Origin of the sequence: Microbacterium sp. PF5 (assembly GCF_004794315.1) — a bacterium.
Classification (GTDB): domain Bacteria; phylum Actinomycetota; class Actinomycetes; order Actinomycetales; family Microbacteriaceae; genus Microbacterium; species Microbacterium sufflavum.
Genome location: NZ_SSDQ01000139.1, coordinates 1 through 16,226, shown reverse-complemented (window position 1 = coordinate 16,226; position 16,226 = coordinate 1). Strand labels below are relative to the sequence as shown.

The following is a 16,226-nucleotide window of genomic DNA, read 5'->3' as shown; positions in this document are numbered from 1 at the left end:
GGCGCAGCTCGCGAGCGGCGCCCAGACCCTCGCGAACGGCGCGCAGCAGGTCAGCGCGGGCAACCGCCAGCTCGCCGACGTGGCCGACCGTGCGGGCGCCGCCGTGCAGGAGGCCACCGCCGCCCTGCCGCAGGTGCGCTCCGACATCGCCACGGCCCTCGCCGACCAGGGCCTCACCCCCGAGGAGATCGACCGGGTGCTGGCGCGGCTCGACCCGCTCGGCATCCGCCTGGAGGAGGGCAACGCGCAGGTGCAGGCTGCGGTCGGCAAGGTCGACCAGCTCGCGGCCGGCGCCGCCGCCCTCGCCTCCGGCGCCACCGACCTCGCGAGCGGCGCGGGGACGGTCGCGACCGGCGCCGCCTCCGCGAACGCCGGCGCCGCCCAGCTGCGCGACGGTCTCGCCACCCTCTCGTCCGGCACCGTCGAACTCCGCGACGGCCTCGCCGACGGGGTGCAGCAGATCCCGGAGTCCACCCCGGAGCTTCGCAGCCAGCAGGCCGACACCATCGCCGACCCCGTGAAGGTGTCGAGCGACAAGGTGGCGTCCGCGGAGGACTACGGCGCCGGACTGGCCCCCTTCTTCGCGGCACTGTCGGCCTGGATCGGCATCTACGCGCTGTTCCTCATCGTGAAGCCCATCTCGCGCCGCGCCGTCACCGCCCTGCACTCCCCCGTGCGCATCACGCTCGCCGGCTGGCTCACACCCGCCATGCTCGGCGCCGTGCAGATGCTCGGGCTCATGGGCATCCTGGCGCTCACGCTCGGCTTCACGTTCGACCACCCCCTCGGCACGCTCGGGGTGTTGATGTTCGCTTCTGCCACGTTCGCGGCGATCATCCTGGCGCTGAACGTCTGGCTGGGCTCGGTCGGACAGTTCCTCGGCCTCGTGCTCATGGTGCTGCAGCTGGTCACCGCGGGCGGCACGTTCCCCTGGCAGACGCTGCCCACCCCGCTCGCCGCACTGCACCACGTGCTGCCGCTCGGCTACGTGGTCGACGCGATGCGGCAGCTGATGTACGGCGGCGACTACGCCCGCGCCGGGTGGGATCTGGCCGTGCTCGCGCTGTGGCTCGTCGGTGCCCTCGTGCTCGCGGCGATCGGGGTGACGCGCATGACGCATCGCCGCACGCTGCGCGATCTGCAGCCCAGCCTGATCGGCTGACGCGGTCGCTCGTCGCGGGACGTGCCGCGGCGAGCGCGGGCGGGCTAGGATGCGAGAGCGCGGCCCTGAAACGCGCACCGGGGCTCGGTGGGACTGAGTCCCAACCGCGACCCGAAAGAGTTCTCGACGATGATGACCGTTTCGCCGGTGTCACCCGCACCCTCCCGCCCGTCGCTCGGTGTCCGCATCGGGCGCATCGCGTTCCTCGTCGTCGCCGCGATCGTGGTGATCGCGGTGGCCGCGGCGTTCTTTGTGACATGGACCATCCAGCGCTCGTTCCCGCAGACCTCGGGCACCCTGCGGCTGGACGGCCTCGCCGCCGAGGTGACCGTGCAGCGCGACGCGAGCGGGATCCCGACCATCACCGCCGACTCCTCGGAAGACCTGTTCTTCGCGCAGGGGTTCGTGCACGCGCAGGACCGCTTCTTCGAGATGGACTTCCGCCGGCACGTGACGTCGGGCCGCGTGGCCGAGCTGTTCGGCGCGTCCCAGGCCGGCACCGATGCGTTCCTGCGCACGCTCGGGTGGCGCAAGGTCGCCGAGGCCGAGGTCGAGGCGATGGACGACACGACCCGCGGCTACTACGAGGCGTACGCCGACGGTGTGAACGCCTACCTGTCGTCCCGGTCCGGAGCGGAGCTGTCGCTCGAGTACGCGGTGCTGGGCCTGCAGAACCCCGACTACGAACCGGAGCCGTGGGAGCCGGCCGACTCCGTCGCGTGGCTCAAGGCCATGGCCTGGGACCTCCGCACCAACGTCGAGGACGAGACGGAGCGCGCGCTGCTCGCGGGCGCCCTCGCCGACGGCGGCGACCCGGAGGACACGCACGCCCTGCTCGCGAAGCTGTACCCCTCCTACCCGTTCGACCGGAACCCGGTGATCGTGCCGCAGATCTCCACCGTGGAGCCGCTCGACACCACCGCAGACGCCGCCGCGTTCACCCTGCCGCCGAAGGACGGCGAGGTGCAGCAGGCCGTCACCACGATCGAGTGGCAGGAGACGGCGAACGTGATCGAAGCCGCGGGCGTGCTGGTGGGAGACGCCGGTGAGGGCATCGGCTCCAACTCCTGGGTCGTGTCGGGCGAGCTGACCGCGTCGGGCATGCCGCTGCTCGCGAACGACCCGCACCTCGGCGCCTCCCTGCCCTCGGTCTGGTACCAGGTGCAGCTGAAGTGCTCGACGGTGGGCGCCGACTGCCCGTTCGACGTGGGGGGCTTCTCGTTCTCCGGTCTCCCGGGCATCGTGATCGGCCACAACCAGCGCGTCGCATGGGGCTTCACCAACCTCACCACCGACGTGACCGACCTGTACGTCGAGCGCATCGAGGGCGACGCGTACTGGCGCGACGGCGCGCTCGTGCCGCTCGAGGAGACCACCGAGACCATCGCGGTCGCGGGCGGCGACGACATCGAGCTCACGATCCGCTCCACCGTGCACGGCCCCATCATCTCCGGCCTCACCGACGACTTCACCGCGATCGCCGACGCGCCGGACCCCGCGCTCCGGGCCGAGGGCACCGCCCCCGCCCCACCGGGAAGCGACGCCGCCGAATACGCCCTGAGCCTGCGCTGGACGGCCCTCGACCCCGGCACCACCGCGACCGCGATCTTCGCCCTCTCCACCGCGCAGGACTTCGACGACTTCCGCGCCGCCGCCGCCCTGTTCGACGTTCCGGCGCAGAACCTCATCTACGCCGACGTCGACGGCAACATCGGCTACCAGACGCCGGGGCGGCTCCCCATCCGCGGGGCCGGCGACGGGTGGATGCCGCAGCCCGGGTGGGACAGCGGCTACGACTGGACCGGCTACATCCCGTTCGAGGAGCTGCCCGTGGCGTACAACCCCGCGTCCGGCTACATCGTGACTGCGAACAACGCGATCGTCACCGACGACTACGAGTACTTCCTGTCGCGCGACTGGGACCAGGGGTACCGCGCTGCCCGCATCGCCCACCTGATCGAGCGCCGCGCGGCCGCCGCGCCGCTGACCGCGCAGGACCTGCGCGACATCCAGATGGACGGCGAGATGTGGATCGGCAAGCAGCTGGTCAGCGCCATGGGCGACGTCGAGGTCGACGGTACCGGACCGCGGACGGCCGTCGAGCTGCTCCGCACGTGGGACGCGCAGAACGACAAGACCTCCGCGGCCGCCGCGTACGCGAACGTGCTGTGGTCGCGCCTCGTGCAGAACCTCTTCGCCGAGCGCGCCGTGCCCCTGCCCACCGACGGCCAGGGACGGCTGTTCACCGTGGTCGGCGACCTGCTCGAAGACCCGTCCGACCCGCTGTGGCGCAACGACCGCATCGACGTCGACGGCATGCCCCAGATGCTGGCCCGGTCGGCCGAGGAGGCGTACGACGAGCTCGCCGCGCTGCAGGGCACCGACACGACGCGCTGGAACTGGGGCGACCTGCACGCCATCACGCTCCGCAGCGGCACGTTCGGCTCGTCCGGCGTCGCCCCGATCGAGGCACTGTTCAACCGCGGACCCTACCCGGTCGGCGGCGGCGCATCGGTGGTGGACGCGACCGGCTGGACCATCGGCGAGTCGTACGCCACCACGACCGTGCCCTCCATGCGGATGGTGGTCGACCTCGACGACCTCGACGCCTCCACGTGGATCCATCTGACGGGTGCCTCCGGTCACGCCTACCACGAGCACTACGTCGACCAGACGGAGGACTGGGCCTCGGGCGTGCAGCGCCCCTGGGCGTTCACACCGGGCGCGGTCGACCGGTCCGCGCGCGACACCCTGATCCTGGCCCCCGCCGGCTGAGAGACCCGCAGAGGTTCCTCGGCTAGCGTGGACCGGTGCCCTCCAGTTATCTCGCCCCGAAGGGGACGACCGCGACGCTGCTGGAGTTCGAGCACGGCGGCGCGACCCTCATCGCGGAGAGCTTCGGCGAGGGGCCGCACACCTACCTGCTGCTGCACGGCATCGGCATGGGCCGCAGCGTGTACCTCGACCTCACCCAGCGGCTGAACGGACGCGTGATCGCGCTCGACCTCCCCGGGTTCGGCGAAGCGCCCGAGCCCACGCGCACCCTCACCATGCAGCGCCACGCCGACCTGGTCGCCGCGTATCTGCGCCACGTCGACGCGGAACCCGTGGTGGTGATCGGGCACTCGATGGGCAGCCAGATCGCGGCCGAGCTCGCCGCCCGGCACCCCGAGCTCGTGGCGGGGGTGGTGCTCGCGGGACCGACGGTCGACAAGGCCGCGCGCAACATCGGTGCCCAGGCGCGCTACCTGCTGCAGGACCTCGTGGGCGAGCGGCCGCTCGTCATCTGGCGCGGCGCGCGCGAGTACCTCCGCGGCGGTCCGCACCTGATCCGCAAGATGCGGGCGACCATCGTGCATCAGCCCGAGAAGGCCTTCCGCCGCATCCACTGCCCCGTGCTCGTGCTGCGCGGGGAAGACGACCCGCTGGCCCCGATGAGCTGGTGTCAGGTCATCCTCGACGCCATCCCCGGCGCGGAGCTCTCCGTGATCCCCGACCACGGGCACGGCACCCTCATCAGCGACTCCGAACCCGCCGCACGCCTGATCGAGGCGTTCGCCGACCGCACCTGACGCGCGGGCGAGGTCAGCCTGCGGCGGGCGGCGTCTGCTTGGACTCGGCGAGCTCGTCCACCACGAGCCCGCGCTGCTCGATCGTGCCGTTGCGATACGCCTGCCGTCCGACCATGTGCGCGGACAGGGGCGCCGTGGCGAACTGCATCAGCACCACCGGGGCGACCAGCACCAGGCCGAACAGCACGCCGCCGATCGACCGCTGCGACAGCGCGATCGCCACGCAGATCATCAGCAGCCCGAGCACCTGCGGCTTGGTCGCGGCGTGCAACCGTGTCGGCACGTCGCGGAAGTGCAGCAGCCCCACCGCGGCGGAGAGGCACAGCAGCGCACCGATCAGGATCAGCACCAGCACCGCGACGTCGATCACGGCGTCGGGGATCATCAGGCCGAACACGTTCATGGCGTCGTGTTGTCCCTTCTCGCGACGAACCGGGCGACCGCGATCGACCCGAACACGCCGACGGCGGCGATGATCAGCAGCACCGGGATGTTGCGGGTGTGGCCGTTGATCGCCATCTCCGCGCCCAGCACGCACATGACCTCGGTGAGCAGCACGTCGGCGGCGACCGCGCGATCGAGGATCGACGGACCCCGCACGATGCGGATGACGGCGAGGATCGCGGCGACACCGAACACCGCCATGATCACCAGGAGCAGCACGTTCATCGGGCACCCCCCACCCTGGCCGGATCGATGCGACCCGCGCGCTCATCGGCCTTGAGGCGGCGGTACTGCGACGGGTCGCCCAGCGCGCGCACGACCCGCTTCTCCCAGCCGAGCACCCCCTGCCGCTGCTCCTCGACGTCTTCCTTGCTGCGCACGCCGATCACGTGCAGGTAGAGGATGCGCCGGTCGCGGTCGGCCTCCACCACGAGCGAACCGGGGATCAGCGACGACACCACCGCGACGTGCGTCATGACGAGGTCGTCCGCGTACCGCAGGGGCACGGCGACGATCGCGGTGCCCGGCTGCCGGCGGAAGTCGAACACCTGCACCGTGACCGACAGGGCGCCGCGCAGCACTGCCCAGAGGAACTGCACGATGAACAGCGCGGCGTACCAGAGGTTCACGCGGCCGGACAGCTCGACCGTCGGCAGCCGGAACACGCGCGTCACGAAGATCGCGACCACGAGCCCGGTCAGGAACGAGAGCACGGTGAACTGCGCCCACAGCAGCATCCACAGCACGATCAGCCAGGCGAGGAACGGCAGCTGCATGCCGATGTCGCGCCACAGGCGCCGCGTCTCCGGCCTCATCCCTCCACCTCGTCTTCCAGTTGGACGAGGTTGACCGGCTGCAGCAGGCCAGCCCCGATGCGATCGCACAGAGCGTACAGCGGACCGGCGAAGATCGTCAGGGCCACCGTGACGGTGACCATGCCCGCGGTGGCGACCGTCATGATCTTCGGGATGCGCCTGGTCTCCTGCTGCTCGTCGGCCGCGGGTGCGCCCGTCAGGTAGGAGATGCGTCCCTCGGTCTCGGTGGAGTCCTCCTCCTCGCGCCAGAACGCCAGGTTCCACGCTCGCATGAGCGCGTACAGCGTGAGCAGCGAGGTGATGATGCCGCCGAAGATCAGCACGATCATCAGGGGCGTGCCCACGGAGGCGGCGGCCTCGAACAGCGCGAACTTGCCGATGAACCCGGAGAACGGGGGCAGACCGCCGAGGTTGATCGCGGGGATGAAGTACAGCACCGCGATCACGGGCGCGATCTTGAGCAGCCCCTTCACCCGCAGGATCGAGGTGCTCCCCGCCCGACGCTCGATGAGTCCCACGGCGAGGAAGAGGGTGGTCTGCACCACGATGTGGTGCACGATGTAGTACACGGTGGCGCCGATCGCCGCGGGCGTCGCGATCGCCAGGCCGAAGATCATGTAGCCCACGTGGCTCACGAGCGTGAACGACAGGATCCGTTTCAGCTCCGCCTGCGCCACGGCACCCAGCACCCCGACGACCATGGTCGCCAGCGCGATGATGAGCAGCAGCGTGTCGATGCTGTTGGAGGCGAAGAGCTGCGTCTCGGTGCGGATCAGCGCGTACACGCCGACCTTCGTCAGCAGTCCGGCGAACACCGCCGTGACCGGGGCCGGCGCGGTCGGGTAGGAGTCGGGCAGCCAGAAGGAGACGGGGAAGATGGCGGCCTTGATGCCGAAGGCGACCACGAGCATCAGGTGCAGCACGAGCTGCGTGTCCTGCGGCAGCTCCGACATGCGCTCGGCAATCTGCGCCATGTTCACGGTGCCGAGGGCGCCGTAGATCATCGCGATCGAGGCGAGGAACAGGATCGACGACACGAGCGAGACGACGATGTACACCGCACCCGTGCGGATGCGCGACTCGGTGCTGCCCAGCGTGATCAGCACGTACGACGCCACGAGCAGAATCTCGAAGCCGACGTAGAGGTTGAACAGGTCGCCCGCGATGAAGGCGTTGAAGATGCCCGCCGCGAGGATCAGGTAGGAGGGGTTGAAGATCGAGATCGGGGTCTCGTCCGCGCCGTCGGCGACGCCCTGACCGATCGAGAAGAGGAGGACCGCGAGCAGCACGACGCTCGACACGAGCACGAGCAGCGCGGCGAGCCGGTCGACGTAGAGCACGATGCCGAACGGCACCGGCCACCCGCCGACCGAGACCGCGAGCGGGGATCCCGCATCGACCACGACCAGCAGCACCGCGGCGATGACCGAGACGATCGCGAGGGTGGCGACCGTGACGAGCACCTGGAGCCGGGCATTGCGCCCGAACACGAGGGTGACCGCGGCGCCCAGCAGCGGCAGGGCGACCAGGAGCGGGACGAGCGTGGTCATGACCTGCCCTCCCCGTCTGTCGTGTGGTCTGGATCCTCGTCGGCCTCGGGTTCGGGTTCGTCCTCCCGCTGCGCGCTGTACGGCGAGTCGTAGGGGGCGTCGTCGTGGATGTCGGGGTGGTCGCGCATGTGCAGCACCGTGATGGGCGCGGTCTGCACGCCGACGAAGTCGGTGGTCGCCTCGTCGTCGTCGGTCTCCGACTCGTCGTCCATGAGGTCTTCGTCGGCGTCGGTGCGCTCGCGCAGGGCGATGTCGGCCTCGTCGTCCTCGACCGTGTCGGCCTGGCCGAGCTGCCAGGAGCGGTAGATGAGGGCGAGCAGGAACGCCGACACCGCGAAGGTGATCACGATGGCGGTGAGGGTCAGCGCCTGCGGGAGCGGATCGCTGAGGTCGCCGTTCGTGCCGAAGAAGGGGGCGTTGCCCGGCACGCCCATCACGATCAGCAGCAGCAGGTTCGTGGCGTTGCCGAGCAGCAGGAAGCCGATCAGCACCCGGGTCAGGCTGCGCTCGAGCATCGCGTAGACGCCGCACGCGAAGAGCACGGCCATGATCGCGATGAGGGCCAGGGAGACGTCCATCAGCCGTTCCCCCCTGTCCGTGAGGTGAAGTCGATCGCGGTGCTCTGACCGGGGCGGAGCGCGGACTGCCGGTCCACCTCGGCGCCGAGGCTGCGCAGCACGTCGAGCACGAGCCCGATCACCACGAGGTACACACCCACGTCGAAGATCGTCGAGGTGACGAACTCCATGTGACCGATGCCCGGGATCTCCCACTCCCAGAAGGTGCTGGTGAGCGGGGCCATCCCGAAGAACAGCGGCACCACGGCCGTGCCGACCGCGAGGATGAGGCCCGCCCCGAGCAGGCGTCCGGCGTCGGTGGGCGCGGCGGCACCGAGCTCCCAGCGGCCGCCGGCGATGTAGCGCATCACCAGCGCCATGCCCGCGACGAGTCCGCCGGCGAAGCCGCCGCCCGGCAGGTTGTGACCCGCGAACAGCAGGAAGATCGACACCACGATGATGGTGTGGAACAGGATGCGCACGATGACCTCGAGCAGGATCGACCTGTTCTCCGGCTTCATCTTCTGTCCGCCGACCAGCCAGGCGCGCGGGGCGCTGCGGTTCTCGGACGTCTGGAAGCGCACGCCGTCGGTGGTCTCGACGAGCGGACGGCTGCGGGCGGCCTTGCGCACGGAGCGCGGCAGGGTCTTGGTGGCGGCGAGCAGATCGGCGCGGTGGGTCACGAAGACGAGGGAGGCGACACCGGTCGCCGCGAGCACGAGCACCGACAGCTCGCCCATCGTGTCCCAGCCGCGCAGGTCGACCAGGGCCACGTTCACCACGTTCTTGCCGTGGCCGATCTCGTAGGCGATCTGCGGGAAGATCTCCGAGATCGGGTCGGCGACGCGCGACTGGGTGGCCACGATCGCGACGAACGCCATGGTGAGGCCGACGCCGATGCCGAGCAGCGCCCGGGGGATGCGGCTGACCGAGGCGTTGTGCTCGCCCATCCGCGCGGGGAGCCGCCGCAGCACCAGGGCGAACGTGACCATGGTGACCGTCTCGACGAGGATCTGCGTGAGCGCGAGGTCGGGTGCGCCGCTGGTCGCGAAGAGCACGACCATGCCGAGACCCGTGACCGAGGCCAGCACGACGCCGGTGTACCGCTTCCTGGCGCGCACCGCCACCACGCCCGCGACGGCCATGATCGGCGCGACCGCGAGCTGTGCCGGGGTGTGCCAGAGCGACAGCTGGTAGCGGTCGATGTCGCTCGCGATGAGCGCGGTGACCTCGGCCGCGACGAACACCACGAAGATCGTGCCGACGTAGACGGGCAGCGAGCCGCGCTGCGTGAGGGTGGTGCTGAGCACGGACAGCCGGTCGATGCCGCGCATCACGAGGTAGTAGGCGTCGGCGGCGGTGAAGGGCAGCAGGCGCGGGCGACGGTCCCAGCCGCTGCGTCGCGTGAGCAGGAACAGCCCGATGCCCAGCAGGACCGTGAGGATCGAGATCCCGAGCGCTGGTTCGAACCCGTGCCAGAGCGCGAGGTGACCAGGGCCTTCGACGGCGGCGCCCTCGTGGTCGAGGCCGGGGTTCGCGGTGAGCGCGTAGGGCTGCAGGGCGATGTCGAGCGCGGGGGCGCCGATGCCCGCCGCGAGGGTGACCCCGGCGAGGATGATCGGCGCGGAGAGGAAGCCGACGGGCGGGTCGGGCCACGCGGTGTCGGGCAGCCGGTCGCCGCGGTCGTCGCGTTTGGTCCAGAACGCTCCCCACAGGAAGCGCACGCCATATGCCGCGGTGAGCATGGAACCGAGGACGACCCCGATCAGCGACACGAGTCCCCAGATCGAGCCGCCCTGCGCGTCATCCAGGAGCGCCGTGAGCGTGGACTCCTTGGCGACGAAGCCGATGGTGGGCGCGATGCCCGCCATCGACGCGACCGAGATGAAGGCCGCGGTCGCCATGACCGGCGCCTGCCGTCCGACCCCGGAGAGCTCGGTGATGTCACGCGTGGAGAGCTGCCGGTCGATCACGCCGACGATCAGGAACAGCGCCGACTTGAACAGGGCGTGCCCGATCACGAGCGCGAGTCCGGCGAGGGCGGCGGCCTGCGTGCCGTAGCCGACCACGACGGCGAAGAACCCCAGCTGGCTGACGGTGCCGAAGGCGAGCACGCGCTTGAGGTCGGTCTCGCGCAGCGCCTGGATCCCGCCGAGCAGCATGGTGAGGATGCCGAGGCTGATGATGATCGGTCGCCAGGTGGCGCTCAGCGCGAAGATCGGGGCGAAGCGCGCGATGAGGTAGATGCCGGCCTTCACCATCGCGGCGGCGTGCAGGTAGGCGCTGACCGGCGTGGGGGCGGCCATCGCACCGGGGAGCCAGAAGTGGAACGGGAACAGCGCCGACTTGCTGATGGCGCCGATCAGCAGCATCACGATGGCGGCGTCGACCAGGGGCCCGGTGGGGGCGAGCGCGAGGATCTCGCGGATGCTCGACGTGCCGGCGTCCACGACGAGCAGCACGACGCCGACGAACATCACCAGGCCGCCGAGGGTCGTCACCAGCAGAGCCTGGAGCGCGGCTCGACGGCTGGCGGCGCGGCGGCGGTAGTGCCCGATCAGGAGGTACGAGAGGATGCTCGTCACCTCCCAGAACATCACGAGCATCACCAGGTCGTCGGTGAGCACGAGGCCGTACATCGCGCCGGCGAAGCCGAGCAGCACCCCGGCGAACTGGCCGATGCCGGCCGCGTCGTCGTGGAAGTACCAGCGGCAGTAGAGCAGCACGAGCGCGCCGACGCCGGTCACGATCAGGGTGAGGACCCACCCGAGCACGTCCATGTTCATGGAGAGCGAGAGCCCGAGCTGCGGGATCCACGGCACGGACTCGAACGGCACGGGGCCGTCGAGCACCTGCGGCGTGAGCACCAGCGCGTGCACGAACGCGGCGGCGGGGACGAGCGCGGCGACGGCGAAAGCCTGTGCTCCCAGCCAGCGCACCAGAACGGGCAACAGCAGCGACCCGAGGAGGAACACGGCGAGGAGCATCAGCATATACGCGGCTCCTCGGGGCTCGTCGGCCTTGCGGCTCAGGCGGGCGGTGTCCGTCCAGTTTACCGGGATGATGGGTCCGGGCGGTTCGCGGGTCTGCGCGACGTGCCAGAGTGTTCGCATGCACGGGGGCGCACGGAGGGAGCTGGCGGGGTGGCTCACGGCCCTCGCGATCGCCCTCGTCGCGGCGGGTCAGCTCGCCGCATCGCCCCGCTCCTCGCTGCTCTTCCGTGACGGGGATTCCCTGGTCGTGGGACTGATCTCGCGCGCGGTCCTCGACGGCGGCGGGGTCGGCGAGTGGGCGCTGTCGAGCGTGCTGTTCCTTCCGGAGTCCGCCGTGCACGTCGCCCTCGGCGCGCTGCTGCCGCTCGACGTCGATGGCCTGCTCGCGGTGAACGCGGTGGTCAACCTGCTCGGGTTCTACGGCGTGGCGCGGCTCGTCGCCGGTCGTCGCCGCGCGGGTGCCGCCCCGGTCGCGTGGTCGCTCGCGGCGCTCGGGGTGTTCGCGCTTCTCGTGGTCACCGAGGCGTCTCCGTCGCGCGATGCCCTCGAGCTCGCGTCGCTCTCGCTCACGACCACCTACTACGCCGCGACCACGATCGGAGCGGTCGCCGCGGTCGGTCTGGCCCGGCGCTTCCTCGACCGCCCGGGCGGCGGGGTCGTGCTGCTCTGGGCGCTCGGCGCGACGGCCGCCGTGTCCACGCTGACCAATCCGCTGTTCGCGGCCTGGGCCACGGTGCCGCTGCTGGCCGTGCTGGTCGTGCTCGGGTTCTCCGTCCGGAGCCGGCGGCCCGCGCTGCTGCTCGGCGCGGCCCTGCTCGGCGGCACGCTGCTCGGCTCCCTCTGTCGCATTCCGTTCTCGGCATGGATCGCGAACACGGGCGCCGGTTACGTGCAGCCGTGGCGGTGGCGGGAGTCCCTCGAGCTGTACGCCGGGCTGTTCGCGGCCCGGCTCTCGACGCCGCTGGGGGTGCTCGCGCTAGTCGTGGTCGCCGCCCTCCTCGCCCTCGCGGTGGTGCGCATGCGGCGGGCATCGGCGCCCGGCGCGCGGCTCGTCGCCGCGGTCGCGTGGGTTGCTCCCGCCCTGGTGCTGCTCGGGGCGGTGGCGCTCGGCACCCAGGCCGCGCGATACCTCCAGCCGCTGGCGTTCGCGCCGGTCCTGGCCCTGGTCGCCGATCCGCGCGCCGTGCTGCCGTCGTCCCGGCTCGTGCGCGGTGCGGTCGCGGCGCTGGGTGCCCTGCTGCTCCTCGCCGCCGGACTGAGCGTGCCGCGACTGGCGGCCGCCGCGCAGGCACCCGACGCCGACCTGACGTGCGTCACCGACTGGGTCGACGCATCGGGGCGCACGGGTGCCGGGCAGTTCTGGACCGTACGGCTGCCCAAGCTGCACCTCGACGACCCGTCACGCCTGGTGCAGGTCGACCACGCGCTGAACGGCTACGCCTGGCTGGTCGACCGGCGGGACTTCGCGGCGGGGGAGGTGTCGTTCCTGGTGGAGGACGCGCAGACCGTGCCGTGGCAGCTGCCCGCCGGGATCGAACCGGTGGCGACGATCGAGTGCGGGCGGTACCGCATCCTGGACTTCGGCGAGACGGCGCTGCGCCTCGGTCCCGCGCATTCCTGAGGGCAGGCGGCTCAGCGCGCGGGGGGCGGCGCGGTCGTGGTGCCCGCGCGGAAGCGGCACGAGAGGTCCTGCGTCTCGCCCGGCTCCCCGCGGAGCATGCGCGCCACCTGCTCCCCCGCCGCGCGACCCTTCTCGACCGCGGGCTGCACGCTCGTGGTGAGCGTGAGGTCGCCCAGGCCGTCCAGCGCGATGCCGTCGAACCCCGCCACCGACAGGTCCTCCGGCACGCGCAGCCCGAGCTCCTCCGCCGCGCGGATCACGCCGACCGCGAGCAGGTCGCTCTGCGCGAGCACGGCCGTCGGACGCTTCTCCGGGTCGGACAGCAGCATGCGGCCCACCAGGATGCCCTCGTCGATCAGGCTGCCCGACGCGGAGATCGCCGGGGCGTCGGGGAAGATCTCGCGCATGCCCCGGAGCCGGTCGACCGTGACGTCGACGGTCGCGGTGGCGAGTCGCTCCGGCGTGATGAGGGTGCGCTCGCGGTCGGCGTCGAGCGCGAGCGTGACCAGTGCGACGTCGCGGTGCCCGAGGTCGCGGACGTGCCGGGCGACGTCGGCGGAGGCGGCCACGTTGTCGAGCGTGATGCGCGGCACGTCGAGCCCGGCGTCGCCCTCGATCACCACCACGGGGAGGCCGCGCCCCCGCACGATCTCGAGTGAGGCCCGCGTGCGCCCGGAGCACCCGATCAGCACGACCGCGTCGACCGGGGCGCTCGCGATCGCGGACCCGTCCTCGCCCGGCTCGTCGCGCATCAGCAGGATCCCGGCGCTGAGGTCGGCGAGTCCATCGGTGAGGCCGTCCATCATCGCGGTCGTCACCGGGTCGAGGAACGCGGCCCGCAGGTGGCCCTCCAGCACGACCGCGACGATGCCGCTGCGGCCGCGACGGAGCGAGGCGGCGCGGGGGTCGGGTCCGGTGTAGCCGAGCTCGGTCGCCGCGGCGAGAACGCGGTCGCGCGTGGCGGGGGCGACCTTGGCCTTGCCGCTGAAGACCACGGACGCGGTGGAGGTCGCGACCCCCGCCTCGCGCGCGACATCCGCGATCGTGGGTCGGCGCGGGGTCTCCCTGCTGCTCATACTCCGAGGATAGCCGGGATCTGCACTCCGGCGTCGAATCGATTCGATATAGGCTGTGGGTCATGGACACCGCCCTCACCCGCTCGCAGTTCGTGCGCTGGCGCACCGCGATCTTCGCCATCTTCCTGGCCAGCGGCCTCTCGATCGCGACCTGGGCATCGCGCGTGCCGGGTATCAAGGAGGCCCTCGGTCTCGACAACGCGCAGGTCGGACTGATCCTGCTCGGCATGGGCATCGCCTCCATCCTCGGCATCTCCACGAGCCCCGCGGTCATGGCGCGTACGGGTGCGGGTCGCGGCATGCTCCTGTCGATGCTCACGTTCGCCGCCGGCATCGCGCTCGTCGGACTCGGAGCCACCGTGTTCGCCTCTGTCCCCCTGGTGCTGGTCGGCATGGTGCTGTTCGGCTTCGGCAACGGCTGCGTCGACGTGATGATGAACGTCGAGGCCACCGCGATCGAACAGCAGATGGGCCGCACGATCCTTCCCGTCTTCCACGCGTTCTTCAGCTTCGGCACCGTCCTGGGCGCCGGTATCGGTGCGCTCGCGGCGCACCTTCGCATCGACGTCGGCACGCACGCGATCTCCGTCGGGGTCTTGATCGCCGTGATCGCGGTGATCTGCTTCTTCCAGGTGCCGGTGCGAGAGGCGGCCCTCGACCCGGAGGAGCACGAGAAGCCGCCGTTCCGCCAGCGCCTGCACACCGCGCTGGAGGCGTGGCGCGAACCGCGCACCTACCTGCTCGGCACCGTCATGCTCGGCATGTCGTTCGCCGAGGGCGGCGCGAACGACTGGATCGCCCTCGGCACCGAGCAGGGCCACGGTCTCGCCGAGGGTTCCGGTGCCGTCGCCCTCGCCGTGTTCTCGACCGGCATGACCGTCGTGCGCCTGTTCGGCGGCCCCCTGGTCGACCGCTTCGGCCGGGTGCTGGTGCTGCGCATCCTCGCCGCGACGGCCGCCAGCGGCATCCTGCTGTTCATCCTCGCGCCGACGCTGCCGCTCGTGCTGCTCGGCGCCGCGCTCTGGGGTGTCGGCGCCTCGCTCGGGTTCCCGCTCGGCATGTCGGCCGCGGCCGACGACCCGGCCAAGGCCGCCGCCCGCGTGAGCGCCGCGGCCACGATCGGCTACGTCGCGTTCCTCGGCGGCCCGCCCGTGCTCGGCGTGATCAGCGAGCACATCGGCCTGCTCAACACGCTGTTCATCCTGGTCGCGCTGGTCGTGGTCTCCGGGCTGTTCTCCGGGGCCGCCCGCCCGCTGCGCGACGACGAGAAGACCCCCGCCACGACCGCCGCCCGGAGCTGAGGCTCAGCCGCCGCGCGCCCGGACGAGTGCCGCCGCGTGCGAGCGGCTGCGCGCGCCCAGCTTCGCGAGCACGTTCGACACGTGCGTCTTCACCGTGGGCACCGAGATGCGCAGCCGGGCGGCGAGCTGCGCGTTCGACCAGCCCTGCAGGATCCCGTCGAGCACCTCCTGCTCCCGCGCGGTGAGCTCGCCCAGGGCGGGGGTGGCGGCGGCGGGCGGACCGTCGACCGCGGACTCCGCCACCGCGGCGAGCGCACGCCTGGTCACGCGCGGGTCGAGGGCGCCCTCGCCCGCCGCGACCCCGCGCACCGCCTGCACCAGCGTCGGCGCATCCACGGTCTTGAGCAGGAACCCCACGGCCCCGGCGCGGATCGCCGCGAGCACGAGCTCGTCCTCGTCGAAGCTGGTGAGCACCAGCACGTCCGCCAGACCCCGGTCGACGATCTCCCTCGTGGCCGAGACGCCGTCGCGCCCCGGCATGCGCAGATCCATCAGCACCACGTCGGGGCGCAGGGCGGCGGCATTGCGCACGGCCACCTCGCCATCGGCCGCTTCGCCCGCCACCACGATGTCGTGCGTCTCGAGCATGATGCGCAGCCCCGCACGGATCGCGCCGTGGTCGTCCGCCAGCAGCACCGTCGGGGCGCTCACGACCGCGCTCCCGCCGGCAGCCGCGCCTCCACGGTCCAGCCGTCGCCGTCGGGCCCCGCCTGGAATGCGCCCCCCAGCGCCGCCACCCGCTCCCGCAGCATCTGCAACCCCCACCCCTCGCTGTCGTGCCGCATCGGGGCGACCGCTGCCGTCCCGCCGAGCGACCGCACCCGCACCAACGCCTCGTCGCCGGAGCGTGCGATCCGCACCTCGACCTGCGCACCCCGCGCGTGCCGCACACAGTTGCCGAGCGCCTCCCGCACCACCCGCACGACCGCCTGCTCGCCGCCCCCGCCGAGATCGCCGAGATCGCCGAGATCCGCCGCGTCGAGGCGGACCGCCAGCCCCGACCGCCGCGCCTCCTGCACGATGCCGTCGAGGTCGGCCCAGCTCGGCGTGGGCATGAGCGGGCCGCCGCCGCGGCGCAGCACCGAGATCATCGACCGCAACGCACCGTGCGCGTCGAGGCCCGCGTCGCGCACGG

The 16,226-nt window shown here is 71.8% G+C and carries 14 protein-coding genes; 5 read left to right on the top strand and 9 right to left on the bottom strand.

Annotated features, from left to right (window positions below; translation table 11 throughout):
• The 3 genes from DW297_RS13170 to DW297_RS13160 all read left to right on the top strand — a co-directional run.
• Positions 1-1,162: YhgE/Pip family protein (locus DW297_RS13170; RefSeq protein WP_168442861.1), on the top strand; the 1,162-nt coding region annotated here is incomplete at its 5' end.
• Between the two features lie 132 nt (positions 1,163-1,294).
• On the top strand, positions 1,295-3,937 hold the full coding sequence (locus tag DW297_RS13165; RefSeq protein WP_446724374.1) for a penicillin acylase family protein: 2,643 nt from the start codon (positions 1,295-1,297) through the stop codon (positions 3,935-3,937).
• A 35-nt stretch (positions 3,938-3,972) separates the two neighbouring features.
• Positions 3,973-4,734: an alpha/beta fold hydrolase gene (locus tag DW297_RS13160; RefSeq protein ID WP_136033106.1), complete on the top strand. Its 762-nt coding sequence runs from the start codon at positions 3,973-3,975 to the stop codon at positions 4,732-4,734.
• 13 nt (positions 4,735-4,747) lie between these two features.
• Here DW297_RS13160 and mnhG read toward each other — a convergent pair whose 3' ends face one another.
• Genes mnhG through DW297_RS13130 form a run of 6 tightly spaced genes read right to left on the bottom strand, consistent with a single transcriptional unit; the run spans position 4,748 to position 11,093 of the window.
• On the bottom strand, positions 4,748-5,137 hold the full coding sequence (gene mnhG, locus DW297_RS13155) for a monovalent cation/H(+) antiporter subunit G (RefSeq protein WP_136033104.1): 390 nt from the start codon (positions 5,135-5,137) through the stop codon (positions 4,748-4,750).
• The gene (locus DW297_RS13150; protein WP_136033102.1) at positions 5,134-5,403 is read right to left on the bottom strand and encodes a monovalent cation/H+ antiporter complex subunit F; all 270 of its coding nucleotides are present in this window, start codon (positions 5,401-5,403) and stop codon (positions 5,134-5,136) included. Before DW297_RS13150 ends, mnhG begins: the two co-directional genes overlap by 4 nt.
• Complete coding sequence (locus DW297_RS13145) at positions 5,400-5,993, bottom strand: Na+/H+ antiporter subunit E (protein ID WP_136033099.1); 594 nt, start codon at positions 5,991-5,993, stop codon at positions 5,400-5,402. Before DW297_RS13145 ends, DW297_RS13150 begins: the two co-directional genes overlap by 4 nt.
• Positions 5,990-7,543 (bottom strand): Na+/H+ antiporter subunit D, encoded by a 1,554-nt coding sequence (locus tag DW297_RS13140; protein ID WP_136033097.1) that lies wholly within the window; start codon positions 7,541-7,543, stop codon positions 5,990-5,992. The genes DW297_RS13145 and DW297_RS13140 overlap by 4 nt, the downstream gene beginning before the upstream one ends.
• Positions 7,540-8,121, bottom strand: a complete 582-nt coding sequence (locus DW297_RS13135) for a Na(+)/H(+) antiporter subunit C (RefSeq protein ID WP_136033094.1) — start codon at positions 8,119-8,121, stop codon at positions 7,540-7,542. The genes DW297_RS13140 and DW297_RS13135 overlap by 4 nt, the downstream gene beginning before the upstream one ends.
• Positions 8,121-11,093 carry a Na+/H+ antiporter subunit A gene (locus tag DW297_RS13130; protein WP_136033112.1) on the bottom strand — a complete coding sequence of 991 codons (2,973 nt, stop codon included), beginning with the start codon at positions 11,091-11,093 and terminating at the stop codon, positions 8,121-8,123. Before DW297_RS13130 ends, DW297_RS13135 begins: the two co-directional genes overlap by 1 nt.
• Before the next feature lie 118 nt (positions 11,094-11,211).
• Here DW297_RS13130 and DW297_RS13125 point away from each other — a divergent pair, with 118 nt between their 5' ends.
• Complete coding sequence (locus tag DW297_RS13125; protein WP_136033092.1) at positions 11,212-12,714, top strand: hypothetical protein; 1,503 nt, start codon at positions 11,212-11,214, stop codon at positions 12,712-12,714.
• A gap of 11 nt (positions 12,715-12,725) precedes the next feature.
• Here DW297_RS13125 and DW297_RS13120 read toward each other — a convergent pair whose 3' ends face one another.
• Positions 12,726-13,790: a LacI family DNA-binding transcriptional regulator gene (locus DW297_RS13120; protein WP_136033091.1), complete on the bottom strand. Its 1,065-nt coding sequence runs from the start codon at positions 13,788-13,790 to the stop codon at positions 12,726-12,728.
• A 62-nt stretch (positions 13,791-13,852) separates the two neighbouring features.
• Between DW297_RS13120 and DW297_RS13115 the strand changes: the two genes are divergently transcribed.
• On the top strand, positions 13,853-15,091 hold the full coding sequence (locus tag DW297_RS13115) for an MFS transporter (protein ID WP_136033089.1): 1,239 nt from the start codon (positions 13,853-13,855) through the stop codon (positions 15,089-15,091).
• Between the two features lie 3 nt (positions 15,092-15,094).
• On the opposite strand, the gene DW297_RS13110 is transcribed toward DW297_RS13115, so the two are convergent.
• Positions 15,095-15,742 carry a response regulator gene (locus DW297_RS13110; protein WP_240744621.1) on the bottom strand — a complete coding sequence of 216 codons (648 nt, stop codon included), beginning with the start codon at positions 15,740-15,742 and terminating at the stop codon, positions 15,095-15,097.
• The coding region (locus DW297_RS18965; RefSeq protein ID WP_342589029.1) for a sensor histidine kinase at positions 15,739-16,226 on the bottom strand (488 nt) is incomplete at its 5' end. The genes DW297_RS18965 and DW297_RS13110, both read right to left, overlap by 4 nt.